This window comes from Paenibacillus alginolyticus DSM 5050 = NBRC 15375, assembly GCF_000422905.1.
Taxonomy (GTDB): domain Bacteria; phylum Bacillota; class Bacilli; order Paenibacillales; family NBRC-103111; genus Paenibacillus_E; species Paenibacillus_E alginolyticus.
The window spans coordinates 66,264-82,216 of the sequence record NZ_AUGY01000030.1; the positions used below are offsets into that span (position 1 = coordinate 66,264).

14 protein-coding genes and 2 pseudogenes are annotated in these 15,953 nt (G+C 45.8%); 8 read left to right on the top strand and 8 right to left on the bottom strand.

Annotation, left to right across the window (positions count from 1 at the left end; all coding sequences use genetic code 11):
* Window positions 1-175: 175 nt before the first annotated feature.
* Window positions 176-946, bottom strand: coding sequence for a DeoR/GlpR family DNA-binding transcription regulator (locus G519_RS0115470; protein ID WP_029195486.1), 771 nt, complete (start codon window positions 944-946; stop codon window positions 176-178).
* A gap of 145 nt (window positions 947-1,091) precedes the next feature.
* Window positions 1,092-2,741 (bottom strand): DUF4091 domain-containing protein, encoded by a 1,650-nt coding sequence (locus G519_RS0115475; RefSeq protein ID WP_029195487.1) that lies wholly within the window; start codon window positions 2,739-2,741, stop codon window positions 1,092-1,094.
* A 291-nt stretch (window positions 2,742-3,032) separates the two neighbouring features.
* On the opposite strand from G519_RS0115475, the gene G519_RS0115480 reads away from it, so the two are divergent.
* From G519_RS0115480 to G519_RS52170, 6 genes and pseudogenes are all read left to right on the top strand, one after another.
* On the top strand, window positions 3,033-3,980 hold the full coding sequence (locus G519_RS0115480) for a metallophosphoesterase family protein (RefSeq protein ID WP_307720092.1): 948 nt from the start codon (window positions 3,033-3,035) through the stop codon (window positions 3,978-3,980).
* A 27-nt stretch (window positions 3,981-4,007) separates the two neighbouring features.
* On the top strand, window positions 4,008-4,859 hold the full coding sequence (locus tag G519_RS0115485) for a DMT family transporter (RefSeq protein ID WP_029195489.1): 852 nt from the start codon (window positions 4,008-4,010) through the stop codon (window positions 4,857-4,859).
* A 142-nt stretch (window positions 4,860-5,001) separates the two neighbouring features.
* The gene (locus G519_RS0115490) at window positions 5,002-5,589 is read left to right on the top strand and encodes a TetR/AcrR family transcriptional regulator (protein WP_029195490.1); all 588 of its coding nucleotides are present in this window, start codon (window positions 5,002-5,004) and stop codon (window positions 5,587-5,589) included.
* Between the two features lie 111 nt (window positions 5,590-5,700).
* Window positions 5,701-7,080, top strand: a complete 1,380-nt coding sequence (locus tag G519_RS0115495; RefSeq protein WP_244280124.1) for an MFS transporter — start codon at window positions 5,701-5,703, stop codon at window positions 7,078-7,080.
* Window positions 7,081-7,169: 89 nt separating this feature from the next.
* The gene (locus tag G519_RS50210) at window positions 7,170-7,406 is read left to right on the top strand and encodes a hypothetical protein (protein ID WP_029195492.1); all 237 of its coding nucleotides are present in this window, start codon (window positions 7,170-7,172) and stop codon (window positions 7,404-7,406) included.
* A gap of 31 nt (window positions 7,407-7,437) precedes the next feature.
* A pseudogene (locus tag G519_RS52170) lies at window positions 7,438-7,659 on the top strand (LytR/AlgR family response regulator transcription factor); the annotation flags it as partial.
* A gap of 105 nt (window positions 7,660-7,764) precedes the next feature.
* On the opposite strand, the gene G519_RS0115505 reads toward G519_RS52170, so the two are convergent.
* The 6 genes and pseudogenes from G519_RS0115505 to G519_RS43145 form a co-directional block, all read right to left on the bottom strand.
* Window positions 7,765-10,914, bottom strand: a complete 3,150-nt coding sequence (locus tag G519_RS0115505) for a sensor histidine kinase (RefSeq protein WP_029195493.1) — start codon at window positions 10,912-10,914, stop codon at window positions 7,765-7,767.
* 198 nt (window positions 10,915-11,112) lie between these two features.
* A complete protein-coding gene (locus tag G519_RS0115510) occupies window positions 11,113-11,877 on the bottom strand; it encodes an S-layer homology domain-containing protein (protein WP_161632925.1) in 765 nt (254 codons plus the stop codon).
* Window positions 11,819-12,322: a hypothetical protein gene (locus G519_RS0115515; protein ID WP_029195495.1), complete on the bottom strand. Its 504-nt coding sequence runs from the start codon at window positions 12,320-12,322 to the stop codon at window positions 11,819-11,821. Before G519_RS0115515 ends, G519_RS0115510 begins: the two co-directional genes overlap by 59 nt.
* 109 nt (window positions 12,323-12,431) lie before the next feature.
* Window positions 12,432-12,563, bottom strand: a complete 132-nt coding sequence (locus G519_RS52970; protein ID WP_268614409.1) for a hypothetical protein — start codon at window positions 12,561-12,563, stop codon at window positions 12,432-12,434.
* 106 nt (window positions 12,564-12,669) lie between these two features.
* Window positions 12,670-13,794 carry an NADH:flavin oxidoreductase gene (locus G519_RS0115525; RefSeq protein WP_268614411.1) on the bottom strand — a complete coding sequence of 375 codons (1,125 nt, stop codon included), beginning with the start codon at window positions 13,792-13,794 and terminating at the stop codon, window positions 12,670-12,672.
* 168 nt (window positions 13,795-13,962) lie between these two features.
* A pseudogene (locus tag G519_RS43145) lies at window positions 13,963-14,264 on the bottom strand (ArsR/SmtB family transcription factor).
* A gap of 501 nt (window positions 14,265-14,765) precedes the next feature.
* Here G519_RS43145 and G519_RS53290 point away from each other — a divergent pair.
* Both G519_RS53290 and G519_RS43150 read left to right on the top strand, forming a co-directional pair.
* Window positions 14,766-14,930 carry a hypothetical protein gene (locus G519_RS53290; protein WP_154669575.1) on the top strand — a complete coding sequence of 55 codons (165 nt, stop codon included), beginning with the start codon at window positions 14,766-14,768 and terminating at the stop codon, window positions 14,928-14,930.
* Between the two features lie 407 nt (window positions 14,931-15,337).
* A partial coding sequence (locus tag G519_RS43150; protein WP_036633053.1) for a GGDEF domain-containing protein occupies window positions 15,338-15,953 on the top strand: 616 nt, incomplete at its 3' end.

Genomic DNA, 15,953 nt, shown 5'->3' on the forward strand with positions numbered 1-15,953 from the left:
AGCATATCTCACGCCTGTTGATGTCGTATATCGTCGATTATTCAATCGTATTGTTTTCTTAGGAATAGACGTCGCTTCTTTTTGTATCATCCTCATTTTTTGAGAATGCCCTGATTTGCAAAGAAAAAATCGCCCTTTCGCCGCTAAGAGAGCCGGTTCGGTGGCGATTTTCCTATTAGTCGCTAATCAGCACTTCAATGCCGAGCGCCTCAATCGTATCGATCCATTCCTTCGAGCAGCCCGGATCGGTAATGAGCATCGAGATATCTTCAAGCTTTGACACTTTAGCGAACGTAGACATTCCGAATTTGGAATGATCTGCTACCAGAATGGCTTCCTCGGCGCGCTGCATCATTTTACGCGAAATGATGGCTTCAGCTAAATGGAAGTCGGTGATGCCGTCTGCCAGTGAGATGCCTCCTACAGAGATAAACGCTTTGTTCACCTTAAATTGATCCAGAAACTGATCCGTTAACGAGCCTGTTACGGCCTGACACTCCATGTTCACTTCCCCGCCTGCGAAAATAATTCTCCCCCGGAACATTTCCATGGCCAGATTGAGAATCGGAACAGAATGGGTGATCAAGGTTACATTCGTACGATCCTTCAGGTAAGGCAAAATTTCAATCGTCGTCGTGCCGTTATCCAGCATAATCGTTTCGCCGTCTTGGACCAAAGAGGCAGCCAGCTTACCGATGCCGGCCTTCTCCGATCTCATCATTTGCGCCCGCCTAAGATAGGGTGGCTCGACCAGCTCGATGCGCATTTTGACAGCGCCTCCGTACACTTTGCGAAGCTTGCCTTCCTTCTCTAGCCGATCCAAATCCCGCCGCACCGTCTCCGTCGAGACGTTAAGCATCTCAGACAGGTGATGCACCTGCACTTTCCCTTCCATCTCCAAATGGTTCAGGATCGTCATCCTGCGATCTTCGTATGTTAATGACATAATGGCCTCCTAAGAGTTATCCGCAAGGAAAACTGGCATCGTAAGCATCAGCTATTGACCGATGATATCCACATCGTGATGTTTCCTGTTGTTTTCATCCAGTTTATAAGGTGGCACTTACGATGTCAACGGATCGGCTTCATCCTTAAGCCAGCGAGGCAATCAGTTGATTGATCTTCTCACGTTTCTTGATAATCCAGTCAGGTTCATGCGTATAATCGCTGAAGGTTAATGGTAATTCAAGATCTTCTTCAATTAAAGCAATCGTTCTCTCGCGACCAATCAAGCCTTCCAACATTTCAAGCGCCCTTACATCTTGCAAAGCTTCATAAAATACGACCATTCGAATAGATTCGATGGGTCCCGTTTCTCCTGGATATACAAGAAAGGCATCCCCTGATGGAAAAGCTCGATCTGCATCCGTTTGGACGAATGGATTCACCATTTTACGCGCATATTGCGAGTACCAGAAGTTATACCCCCAATGTAAAAACCCTCGAATATCAAATTTATATAACTGGAATCCAATGATCCGATTTCTCTCCGAAGGAAATGCAAAGAATCGATTCGATACTTTTTTGTACTGCGCGCAGCAATAGTAAGTCCACAGGTTATCCACGCCGCGGCTAATAAATGCATCAATATGATTGTTGGCAACCACTGGTGTGTTCACAAGGCCATGCCCGTAAAATTCATAGTCCGAAAGCGCATCAAATGTAGGATAGCCTTGAAGAAACTGGCTCAACCGTGTACTTGCTGCCCGATACGATTCCAAATTATCCAGGGTCGGTTCGTCCGAAACGTGGAAAAATACGCGATCCTGAATGCCCAGCTTTTTAATAAACCGATCCAATTCAGGTAAAAGCGCCTCTAGGAACTGACCGTATTCTTCCCCAGTTGCATCAGTTTCCCAACCAAATATTCGTTTCAGCAGCCCCTTTTCCGCAGCCATGATTTTAGGTGCAAACTGTGCCCCCCATTGCGTAAATAAATGAGAAAACTCAAAATATTGAACCCCGCAGCGGTCTCCAAGCGCTATCCATCTCTCCAGTAAGCGAAAATCAAATCGGTACCCATTCTCATCACGCTGGACTTCTACCAACTGCACAGTCGTGCGCTCACCGCCAACTTCTGTATCCAATGGAGGGGTGAATAATGGTGTTAAAATCATATTGATCCCTTGTTTGACCGCAGTTTGAACATATTGCTCAATCAGTGCCCAATGCTCTTCGCTAAAGACATTCACATGGTAATGATTGGCCAAACAATCCGTATGAAACCATTCGGTTCGAATTAACTTTTGCTTCGGTAAAGAACCGCTTAGTACTTGTAAATCGATACGTTCTGAGCCCATCCGATTGCCATCAGCAGACAGCAAAATCACATCAATTGGATACACACCCTCTAAATGTTGATTCTTGAGCTCAACCGTTATCCATAAAGAGCTCCAACTCCCAGGTAAAGCGACCTCACCATGGACATCCAAAGGCATCAACGGATCCGGATACAGTCCAGGTTGATCACTGATTACATCATCATCATGATCGCCATAGCATGCTAATTCACTTGGCACTAATCCTACTTTTCGCACCGTAATTGAATCGGAAAGTAGTGACTCGATTGTGACTCGTATCCCTTTGACAAGCTGCTCCGATCGATAAGCTACCTGAAAAGAGAAAATCTCATTGCTGAATGTTGTTGCTCGTTCAAGAAAATAACGGGAATCCAGTTCACGATGAGCGATTACTTTAGCCAAAGAATTCAAACACCGTAATTCAATCTTTTTATCAGACATGATGTAGTCTCCTCTTACTTACATTTAATAGGTTTTGATTATAAAGATAAGGTTGTTACTCCGTACCGTATATCGGCATTTCTTGCCTAATCGCTCTTTTTTGTGAAAAAAAACCATCGCCACGAGCTATACTGAAGAGAACGTTTTCATGCTTGCTTTCATTCATTTTTTCGAAAAAATTCTTCATTGACAGCATGACAAACCAGCGATACAATAGCCAACAAACAACATTATATCACAAAGAAACAACATGAATACTACAAAAATACAACTTATAGGGGGACATTTATCGTGCATCAGCTTGCCTTTCGTGAGGATCAAACATTTACCATCGTCCAGTTCACCGATTTACATTGGGAAAATGGTGGAGATGAGGATCAGCAAACACGTCGTCTAATGGAAGATGTGCTAGACGCTGAGCGTCCTGACCTTGTCGTATTTACGGGCGACGTCATTTATACAGGGTACGGAGCTTCCGGTGAGCCTGTTTGCGAGCATCCGCATCAAGCATTTCGCGATGCCGTTCATACGGCCGAATCTCGCGGTATTCCATGGGCCGTTGTGTTCGGCAATCACGATACAGAAACTACCATCACTAGAGATGAGCTCATGCATACCGTGCTGGAGCATTCCCATACCGTTGCGCAGCGAGGACCAGAAGAAATTAACGGTGTCGGCAACTATACGTTATCTATTTTGGGTTCCGATGGTCAGACCGCTGCCGCTTTGTATTTCTTCGATTCCGGGGATCGATCTGCGCTGCCGCATATCCAAGGCTATGATTGGATTCGCAGCGATCAGATCGACTGGTACAGGGAGGAATCCCGTAGGCTCCAATCGAGCATGGGGGCGCAAGATTACCCTGCCCTGGCTTTCTTCCATATCCCGCTTCCGGAGTATAAACAAGTTTGGGACAATGAGACGTGCTATGGCAACAAGTTTGAACATGTCTGCTGCCCTCCCGTCAATTCGGGCTTGTTTACGGCTATAGTCGAAATGGGCGATGTTATCGGAACCTTCTGCGGCCACGACCACGTCAACGATTATTGGGGTGAGCTTCACGGCGTACGTCTATGCTACGGAAGAGCAACGGGCTACAATACCTATGGCAAAGAAGGCTTCCCACGCGGTGCCAGGATGATTCGACTCCGCGAAGGCGAGCGTTCTTTCGAATCCTGGCTGCGGCTGGCTGACGGTACGGTAATCATGGATCAACCCGAACACATCCCCAACGTCTAACTTCTCTCAAGGTTTGGAGATGATCGCTTGTTTATCGTTTCAATTTTACTAGTCGTAGCTTCAGGTCTTACGCACGCAGTCTGGAGCTTATTCACCAAAAGAAGCCAGAATAAAAGCGTCTTCCTATGGTCCATCATGATGGTAACCACAATCGGACTTCTTCCTTATTTAATCAGAGAACTATGGCTTAACCCTTTATCTCTAAAAGCCTACGGATTCTTACTTTTATCTGCGTGTTTGCAAAGCGTTTACTCCCTGTTATTGGCACGCACCTACAATATGGGCGACCTGTCTCAGGTGTATCCGATTATGCGAGGCACAAGCACGCTCCTCATTCCCATCGGCAGCGTCTTGTTCCTTCAAGAATCCTTATCGATATACGGTTGGATAGGTCTGCTCTGCATGGTCTTCGGTTTCATTTGGCTTAGCGGTATTTTCACCCGTAAACAAGTATCGCCCGGAACTGTTAAGCCGTTCCTTATGGCCCTCTGTGTCGGCCTATGTACGACATGTTACATTTTTGTTGATCGCTTCAACCTTCAGCATGTCTCAGCTATCGCTTTATTGGAGGTTACGAATATCGGATTCATGGCTGCACTGACGCCGATTGTCCTCGCTTCTAAACAACTTCGCGTCGAGTGGAAGCTGAACGCCAAGATCATTTTACTGGGTGCGATCCTCAATCCCGGATCTTATTTGTTATTTTTGTTCGCCATGAAATATGCTCCTGTCGCCCATATCTCACCCATTCGTGAGATTGGCACGGTCTTCGCAACAATTCTGGGCATTGTTGTGCTCAAAGAAAAGCAAGGCCAACTAAGAATTATCTGCTCCATTCTCATCCTGATCGGCATTCTGGTCATTAGCTTTTTTGGCTAAACAGGGGGTACTCCTCTAACTCCACATCGATGAAATTTTGCCGGTAAATTTTTAAAGCAGGATATACATACGTTGACTTTATTCTATATTCAGCATATTATAATGTCAGTGAGTACTGACATGTTTGTGGAAGAGGGATCATATGGACAGCAGCAAGCTGGGAAGCAGCGATAGACTTCTCTTGGCGGCACTCAATTTGATTGCGGCTAAAGGCTACAATGGGGTAACCACTCTTGAAATTGCCACGGAAGCAGGTCTTAGTGAGAAGACGTTGTTTCGTCAATTCGGCAGTAAACAGAAGCTCCTCGAAGCCGCATTTGACCGCTATCATTATGCCGAAGAGATGAAAAAGCTGTTTAGTGAAAAGCTCGTGTGGGATCTAGAGAAGGATCTGCTTCTGGTTAGTAAAACCTATCATGAGATTATGAACCGTAATCGCAAATTGATCCAGATCAGTCTCAAAGAAGAGGGTCAACTGCCCGGATTCCGCGAGCGTACGCATAAGCATCCTCTGCAATTGCTGGAAATCTTAACGAATTATTTCATTACAATGTCTGAAAAAGGCAAAATGATTCCCACGAATCCGGAGATGCACGCCTTCTCCTTTATGATGATGAATTTCGGGGCCTACATGAACGATCTCGATAGTCATAAAAACTATTCAACCATTTCATTGGAGCCATTTATTCAAGAGAGCGTAAAGATATTTGCTAGGGCCTTACAACCCTAGTTTTTTTACTGACTAAGTGTCAGTCAGTACTGACAGTCAAATTATAAAAGAAGGATGTGGTCACGTTTGACTACCCAAATCCAAGAACCACAGCAAACCAGCGACAAATTAATGCGTATTTTGATGTTCACCCTGACTATATCCATGATGAGCGGCATCATGTTCAACATCGTTTTGCCCAAAATTAGTGAAGACTTCTCTCTCACGATTGCCCAGGTCAGCTGGCTATCATCGGCCTACATTCTGATCTACGCGATTGGCGCAGTCACTTACGGGAAGCTGGCAGACCGCTATAAGCTGAAAAATTTGGTAACCTTCGGACTTTTATTATTTACGGCTGGGTCCCTCATCGGGCTAACCTCACAAACATTCGGAATGGCGCTAGTCGGCAGATGTCTGCAAGCATCCGGAGCTGCCGTTATTCCCGCGATTGCGATGATCATCCCCTTGCGTTATTTCGCTCCGGAGCGCAGAGGTGCTGCCCTTGGCATGACAGCGGTAGGTTTGGCTTTTGGTAATGCACTTGGACCCGTTGTCGCTGCATTAATCGTTAGCACGGTACACTGGCGCTGGTTATTTGCTGTGCCCTTGCTAGTTTTGGCGACACTCCCTTTTTACCGTAAGTATTTAGGAAATGAACAGCCGGGGACAACAGGGAAATTTGACTGGATTGGCGGTAGTCTGTTAGCCATCACAATTGCTTTATTATTGCTGAGTGTTACGAAGGGAATCTGGCTTTTATTAGGTGGCTTACTCGCTTTAGGGTTATTCATTGCTCGAATTTGCTCGGTTGGGGAGCCGTTTATTGCGCCAAAACTCTTTCGAAATAAAAAGTACACACTCGGACTGACCATTTCATTCCTCATCAATGGTACTTGCTGCTCACTTTATGTACTCAGCCCTCTGCTATTAGCAGATATTCAGAAGCTGCCATCCCTTTGGATCGGCTTCGCGATGGTCCCTGCAGCCGTGGCTTCGGCCGTATTTGGACGTAAAGGCGGTAGACTCGCGGATCTAAAAGGCAACTCCTTCGTCGTATATGTGGCTTCAAGCCTACTGCTGGCTTGTTTTCTTTTGCTCTCCACTTTTACCGGAGGTTCTCCCCTGCTCATTGCTGTCTTTCTGATTCTCGGCAACGTCGGACAATCTTTCATCGTCATTGCGATTTCCAATTCGGTTTCAAGGACCTTGCCTAAGGAACAAGTTGGCGTTGGGATGGGCATGCTCGTGATGGTCAACTTCATTTCGCAAGGGATCGCTATCAGCGTATACAGTAAAATCGTTGATCTTGGATCCCGAGGTGTTCCAAACTGGAACCCGTTTTACAGCTACTCTTCTGGCTTTATTTTCAGTAATATCTGCTTCGTTATAGCCGCATTGCAACTGGTTATTTTAGCGATTTACTATCTTTCTTTTGGCAGAAAGAAGCAAAAGACGGCTGGGGTATTGAAAGAGTCTGAAGTAGCTGCTTTATCAAATATTTATAACTAAACGACGAAATCAAAGAGGCCTATGCGCAGTTGCATGGGCTATTTAATTTCATTTTTTAAATATGCGAATTCGAGCGGTTGAGGCTACCAATGGCAGCGATATGTGAGCTTCTTCAGGACTCCCAAATTTCGTGGGAACAGCACCCTAATGATGATATAGTGAATAACAGCGCTCTTTTTCCGCAGCAACACGGCTTGTTCGGAAAAGCACTAATTATCCATTGCCAAAATCCCGATAGTATTGGTATAGCTGGTCAAATGGCGCTGAAAAACAATGTATGCATTTTTATGGAGCGTGAAATACATGAAGATTATGTTGGTGGATGACGAAGCGCTGGTGCTCAATCAAATTCGGCGAATGCTATCGGGGTATTCCGGGATTTCGGTGGTCGGCTCGTTTCAGAATGCGCGGGAGGCTATTGCGCAAATGCCAGAACTTCAGCCGGACGTCATATTTTTCGATATTCACTTGCCGGAGCTGTCGGGCATCGATGCAGTGGAGCTGGCACAGGAGGCTTGCCCGGGAATCGATATTGTGTTTGTAACGGCATATAACGAATATGCTATCCAAGCGTTCGAACTGAATGCGGTCGATTATTTGCTTAAGCCGCTGCATCAAGCTCGTTTGGATCATACGATAAAGCGACTGATGCAAAGAAGATTGCATAAACAAGAAGACATCCGGTCAACGGCGCCTTCCCGCGTTCTCTGTTTTCGGTCTCTCCGTTTTCAGAACAGCAGCGGGTCTTCGGACAAAGGAAACGGTCGTACCTTGCTCCGGATAACTCTGAATTTGCAATCCATTCCCATACATTTGTTTCAGCCTCCGATCGATATTGCGTAGACCGACTCCCTGCCTGCTGCCCGAACGTGAGCACAGTAGTCCTTTCACCGTTTCTTCATCCATTCCAACGCCATTATCGGTAATGGTTGCTTCTGAGCGGTCTTCATATTCGGTGATTTGAATAAGGATCTTTCCTCCCGACGAACGCCTCGTAATACCGTGCCGTACTGCGTTTTCCACGAGAGGCTGGATGGAAAGCGGAGGAATCTTCAGCTGCATGCCCACATCAATTTCCCAAGCAATATCCAAATTGCCGTTGAAACGTTCATTCTCGATATACAAATACGAACGGACGAGAGCAAGCTCCTGTTCAAGCGGAACAAGCTGCTCTGAATTTTGAAAGTTGAAGCTGGATCGCAAATAATTTCCGAACTCGTCAAGCAGAAGGCGCATTCTGTTCAGATTGATGTCGCTAAGCGCTGCTATCGCATTGAGCGCGTTGAATAAAAAATGCGGCTGTATTTGCGCTTGCAGCCATGCCGCTTCCATACGAAGCCGTTCGCGCATCGAACGGTGCACATCGGTTAATGCCCTCACCCGAGCTATCAACTCCATCGTATCCGCAGGTTTTACAACGTAATCGTTGGCGCCTGCCAAAAATCCCGCTGCAATATCTTCAGAATTGTTGCGTGCGGTCAGAAGCAGAATGGGCAGTTCCGAGCTCGAATAGCGCTCTCGGATCGCTTGCGTTAGCTCATATCCCGACATGTGAGGCATCATGACGTCAGTAATAACCAGATCCCACACTCTCGAATTCAGTTGGGACAACGCTTCTTTGCCACTCGTAACCGCAACGATATCGAAGCTTTTCGCAGTTAAAATGTCCTCCAATACTTTCAGGTTAAGCGGATCGTCGTCCACAGCCAATACGATCGGTCTATCCGTAGATCTGGAACTTGGCGTATCCGTATCTTCACCGTATTGAATGTTCGAGCCGGCAGCGCCTGTTTCCATATAAGCGGACAATAGAGTCGACGCAGCTCCCATTTCCAGTTGAACGGACGACGAATCGGACAGCGCCAAAGCAAACGTGAATACTGTGCCTTCACCGGGGGCAGAGATGACCTCTAACGCTTCGCCGTGCAGCTCTACGAGCTGCTTGCAAATGCCGAGCCCGAGTCCGATGCCGCCGCCTGGAGCCGCCGTCATGCCGGTGTCGCCTTGCTCGTAGGGCTTAAAGATTCTTTGCAGCGTTTCCGTGTCCATGCCGATGCCCGTATCCGCAACGCTAATGTACGCTTTCCCGCCCTTAACGGCCGCCCAGATGGTGATTGTCCCTTCGTTAGTAAATTTGATCGCATTGTGAACCAGATTGAACAAAATTTGAATAAGCCGGTTTTCGTCGGCCATCACAGGAGGAAATTCGTTCGGAATCTCGCTGATCAGCCGGATCGGCTTGCCGTCGGTCATGAAGTGAAGCATGTCGAATACGCCGGAAGCGACCGCTTGCACCTGAATGCTTTGCACCTGCAGGCGGACGATGCCCTCCTTGAGACGCGTCAAATCGAGCAGGTCATTTAACATAAACGACATGCGCCGGCCGACGGTGATCATCAGCTCCAAATTTTGGACGCTCTTATCGCTCAGCGCATGTTTGTCGCTGTCAAGGACGGTTTGCGCGATATTCAGCATCCCGTGCAGCGGATTGCGCAATTCATGCGAAGTGTTGGCCAGGAAATCGTCCTTCAATTTGTCTGCCATCCTTAACTGCTCGTTCAGCTTAGCGTTTTCTTCGGAATTGCGGATGTACTGCTTAAACCAGTAAGCGCAAAAACAGACAATAGCTGCCAGCACGTCAACCGGGTAGTAGACGCTCGTTACTTCCGAGCGATTATTAAACGCTCCCCAGACAGAGCTGGATAAAATGCTCGTAGCGGCAAGCACCAGAAAAATGGCGCCAGGCTGATTTCTTGCTATCATTTTGCCGACCAGATAGACAATCCATGCCCATGGGAACCAGCTAATCAGCGTGAATACATTAGCATCGATCGAATAGTAAATGAGCGGTGGCGGCATGATCGCCACAAACCCCCAATATAAAGCGAAAACGCCGACGTACGTACGGAACAATCCAGTGTTTGTTCGGAGCTTGGCAAATATCCCGATCAAAAACAGGAAAAAAAAGGAAAACGACAAGTACGAGAGCACCTTGATTTTCAGCGCCCATGCATAGCTGATGAAGGGCATCCATGCCAGCAGCAGGCTGTCGTGATCGGATACAATCGAAATGCCGGAGGACAGAAGCAGCATGAAGAAGACGAGCAACGATTTTTGCCGATTGAACACGTATAACATCAAGGCGTACAAGCCATGCAACATCAGTATTATGAATGTCACAACCTGAAAGCCACTGGAGCTCCAGCGTTCGGTATCGATGGCCGCATCCGACCCGAAGCGGATGTCCCTGACAATGCCGCCATTAAACGGATTTTCGAAATTGGCAACGCGTACAAGCAGCTCGATCTCACTCACTTCGTTTGCCTTATAGAGCGGGGTATACGAGATCCGGCGGGGCGTATACGTTTTCGCTTGGTCAGTCGGTTGGCCGACTCCTGCTATCTGACCGTTGAATTCAACAACTGAAGAGGCTTGAATTTCCTGAATCCAGAATTCGAAAGACTGTTGCGGCAAAGGATCGACAAGAATGCGCAGCCGGTACGTCCCATATCCGAACGACGACTTTGACCCTGCCGGCAAAGCGCTTCGCCAATCTCCGGGAACCTGAATATAACGCTTGTCAAGGGATTGCCGACCCTTGTCTTCATGCGTAATCAAAGCTTCCGGATAAAACTCCCACTCGCCTTTCAGCCTAATGGAGCGGGATTTCACGAAGTCCCAGCCGCGCAGATCGAGCACGCCTTGAACCGCACTAGGATGTTCAGGCGCAGGAAAAATCCCGGACCAAAACCACCGGATGCCGAGAAGTATGGAGAGAAACAGGATGAACGATGCAAGATATTTCAGAGCAATTTTGTTATTTATCCGTATCATAAAGAGTCACTCCCAACGTTTTGCCGAGCAACTCCACCATCTGCTTGCAAATGCTGGAGTTCATATTTTCGACAAGAAAAGCGTGAATTCCTTCTGCCGCAATCGGATAATAAACTCTGGAATGTAAAGAAAGCCCGCCAATATACGAAACATTGGCGGGCTTTCTTGTATTGAGCTTACTTAATCAATGGCGTTTTGTTACGGTACCCAAATTTCCTTACCGTTTGATTTTTCGTAATGATGGGCATTGGTTGCTTCCATGATGTCATAGTATGCCCAGTAGCCGCTTGAAAGGTCTTTGAAAACTTTGATGCTGGTAGACGCATCGATGGCTTTCTTGTCAGGCTGACGATTGAGCATTCTGTTTACAATCGTAGCAGACTCTGCGCGAGTGATGGTTTTATCCGGCTCAAAAGCACCGTCCGGATAGCCATTTACCCATCCATATTCCGCTGAGGTTGCTATGCTGGAATATGCCCAATGGGTGTTCGATACATCTGTAAAGCTCTTATTGCCTGCAGCTTTATTCGAAAAGCTTACTGCTATGATTGTAAACTCTGCACGAGTGATGGCCTTATTTGGCGCAAAGGTTCCATCCTCATACCCGCTTAAATATGCTAAATGTTCCATCGTATTGAGCAACTTGGATACTCCCGTATCGGCAGCCGATGCTGGTGCCTTGTCTAAAGCTTTGAACGCAGCGTTAATCTTAACTGAACCACTCGGTTGGACATACGTGTAAGTACCGTTGCCAAGGTCTGTATAGTTGATTACATTACCTTTATCATCTGTAATCGATAACTTGTCCAGTGTATATCCGGCATCAGGTGTAACAGTAATGGTCACTTTTGTACCGGATGTAGCGCTATTATTATCTACAGTAACTTTTCCGCCTGCGGCATTATCAATCGTAACGGTGGGGCTGATGAAACCTCCGCCTTGTGCCCGGCAAGTTATCCGCAAATATCATTTGGTTGGAGTAAACCAAAGCATAAGTCGAAAACTTGGTTGAGGAGAACGTTACGGTTGTTCCATTGACAGAGGCTGGTATGAATTCCGCAACGCCGCCATGAACTCTCACAATAGCGAAATACTTATAACCCAGCAGGTTTGTTGGAATGGTCAGTGTAATACTAATCGGCTCCGGTACTACAGGCACAAATTGTGAAGCACCTGCATTGATCACTGCACCACTGCTGTTTAGTACATCTACTTTCTTGGTAATGCTAATATCATACATAAAGCCAATGTTAGCCGCACTTGGGGCAATGTGGGTTTCAATTAAGTTTTTGTCCTCTGATATTCCTTGAGTTGTGCTATTAGACACATCCGTTGCATTCAGATTAAGAGTGACATTCAAAGATTGGCCATTCAGTACCTGAGCAATTTCTGCAGGCGTAAGCAGCATACCCTTTTGATTATCCAATTGATTTCTTGTGGCAGCAGGGTTTTGTCAAAAACGCCTAGGTTCGATTCAATCGCTGCATTCTCATTCCGCAGTAGCGCGGCGAGATAAGTTAAATAAATCCATAAATCATACATTTGGCATTATCGTCTATGTGAAGATTCTGCATGGTTACATCCCGTAGCCAAAGTGCAGCAAATCCGTAATCTTCGATTTTGCGAGCCAGATGCAGCTGATTCTCCATTTGCGGCGTCTTTGTCATCTTTTCAGTTGGTAACACAAACCCAAGCGTCAACTTATTTTCTGATACATTTTTCGGTATCCGTCATACTCGAACTGCTTACCCCACCTTAATCATTTGTAATTATCAATTCCTGTTCCTTTATATTGGCTTTTGGTCCTAAAATTTCTGGATTAAACTCCCGCAGAGGCTGCTCTGTCAGGATGCGCTGAGGCCAGTCATGGTTGGCAAGCGCTCCTTTACCCAAGGTAATAAGATCAGCATCACCACGCATCAATAACTGTTCCGCTTTATCAGGATCTTCGAGATTGCCATTCGCCATCACTGGAACAGTACCGAATTTCTTAGCCAATGCGGCAAGCGTTAGTTCAGTTCCTTCAAATGCCGCCCGAGTCGCATCATATTCGGTTACATGGATATAATCCAGGCCCGCTCTGCTCAAACTTGAAAAAATGATTTCGGCATCCTTTTCGGCCCCGGCCCATTTATGATGGTAATCACTGACTTTCCCTTGGGAGATACGGATTCCTACAACAAAATCAGTCCCAACCGCTTCACGCACTGCGTTAGCGACCTCAATCAGAATACGGACCCGGTTCTCTGTTGAGCCTCCATATTCATCCGTTCTTTCATTCATATAATCCGTCAGGAACTCATCAAGCAAATAGCCGTTGGCACCATGGATTTCCACGCCATCGAACCCTGCTTCTTTTGCCCTCTTGGCCGCTTCCGCAAAACCATGAACAACCTCTTGGATGTCTTCTTTTGTCATTTGTTTTGGTTTCTTGTAAGGGCCCTCCCCGACATAGAACGGAAGCTGTTCACCTTTTGCTGGTATGTCAGAGGGCGCGATGATCTCGCTCTTATAACGATTTCCTTGTGACTGCGCACCTGCGTGCATCAATTGGACAATGATCTTTGATCCGGCTTGATGAACCGCCCCGGTTACTTTTCTCCATGCATCGATATGCTTCTCATTTGCAATTCCTGACTGGTTCAGATACCCTTGGCTATACATTTCATCGGGATAGGCGCCTTCCGTGATCAAGAATCCAAAACCGCCCTGTACGAAGCTTTCATAATAATTCATCATGATTTTGGTTGCTTCGCCGTCTTCAGATGCGCTAATTCTGGTCATTGGCGCTACACCAATACGATTCTTTAGTTTCAGTTTACCAATTTGTATATCAGACAAAAGACGGGGAAATTTATTTAGGTGAGCAGCTGTTGTCAAGTTGATTTCTCCTTTAAATTCAGTTGGTATTGTTTTTCAAATTATGCCCCATATTTGGATAATTTATTTGTATATCTATATATCCATCTTTCTAGATATAAATATAGAAAAATAGATACATGGAAGATATCCAATGCAGGTATCAGCCATGTATGCCTGTATCCGTTCCTATAAACCATCTTTCATATAAACAGCCAATTCTTGAATAGCCTCTTCGTTTCTTTTGTAATACGTCCATTGACCATAGCGGTTCGCTTGTAACAAACCGGCCCTCTGAAGCAGTAAAAGGTACTGTGAAACGGTCGATTGAGATAAACCTGCCTTTTCCTGAATGTGGCTGACACAAACCCCGATTTTTTTACTGTCACCGCCTTCTTGCGTGGGAAAGTGTTTCTCAGGTTCCTTTAACCAATCGAGAATATTCAAGCGTGTTCATTCGCCAGTGCCTTAAAGATGAGTATTGGGTTCATGACAATTATTATATCGTTAAATCTCGATATGTCAATGCATAGTGATGCCATAGTTGAAAATACTGTTCTCAGTCCCTTTGTATCCCTGTCACCTTCAATATTCCGAGCCCATCCCTCACAATTTCTCGCCGTTAGAGGGGATACGGCTCACCTTAACCCCTTAATCGGCGAATTTCGGGGCACCCTTATCTACTCATTCACAAAATAGTTGCAGTTGGAATGATAGCCTACATACCTCCAACTAAAATAGTACTGTTTATAAGGCTCTTTATTGGCGAACGTTTCTCTCCACGACTTGATCCCTGTGCAAAAACCCTGATGAATGAATATCGCACTCTTTTTCATGACAACGGCCCCGTTTCGGGTTACCGAAAGAAATTTATAACAAACCAAAAGGCTCCACAAATGAAAAGATCATCTTGCGAAGCCATTTTATATTTGTGCAATAGGTTACGGTTTGATGATATCAGAGACAATTTCGTAGGAGCACAAGCGTGCCTTGTGGTCAAACACCTGGGCGATGACCATTATTTCGTCAGCTTGGGTTTCGTCCAGGAAGGCTTGCAGCTATTCTTCCACAGTTTCCGGACTGCCGAAGATGGAAGAGCCAAGCTGCTTGTGCAAGGCATGTTTTTCTTACTGTCCATGCTTTCCACAGGCGGCTGAAGCGACAGTTCATTGCCCCGGCTTAGCTTTAGGAATTGCTGCCGAAACTTCGTTCCCAGATGTTTCACCTCTTCATCCGTATCGGCGGCAATAACATTCACTTCAGTTGCCGTTTGTCATGACCTCGAAGCGGCTCCACAGTTGAAGTAGTAGAAAGTTATTGAAGGGGTTTGGCGGTAATTGTCGAAATATACGAGTAGTCAATCATATGCTGGTCGGCATTAATGGAAGCATGTTAATGCTACACTTTTGGCAATCAAATATACGCTAGTTATACCGGAGCTCGCCTAGACTAAGTTAAATGGCACGCAAAAAAGCCCCTCTTCGGAGCTGGCGCAACCATGAGATTCGTCCATAGAAACCGAGCCAGTGTCTGTCATAACATTCGAAATGCGGGTGATAGATAAATGGAAGAATTTATAACGGACTACTCCGTACTAGATTCGTTATTGGATAATATTTCAATTATTGATCTTAACGGCTTCATTCGATTTACTAATGAGTCTTGGATCCGTTTTGCAATGACAAATGGCGGAAACCCAAACAACTGTGGAATTGGAACCAATTATTTTGATGCTTGCAAAGAGGAAAATACCGTTGTCTTGGGTATTCGACAAGTTCTAACGGGAAGGATTCTGTCCTTTCAATACGAATATCCTTGCCACTCTCCTTCCGTAAAGCGGTGGTTCTTAATGCAAACGGCACCTCTTTATACTTCCTCGGGTGAGATTTATGGAGCCGTAATCTCACATATCAATATTACGCAAAGGAAGTTATTAGAACTGCAATTGGAAGAATTGGCCATAACAGACACTTTAACTTCTTTATATAACCGAAGATATTTCAACAAAAAACTGAAGCAAGAGCTGGCCCATGCAAATCGTTACAATCATAGTCTATCTCTTATACTTCTTGATATCGATCATTTTAAAAAGATCAATGATACTTATGGGCACGAGGCCGGTGATCGAGCCATTCGTGAAATCTCCTTTGTTTTGTTGGATTGTACGAGGGAAAAAGATA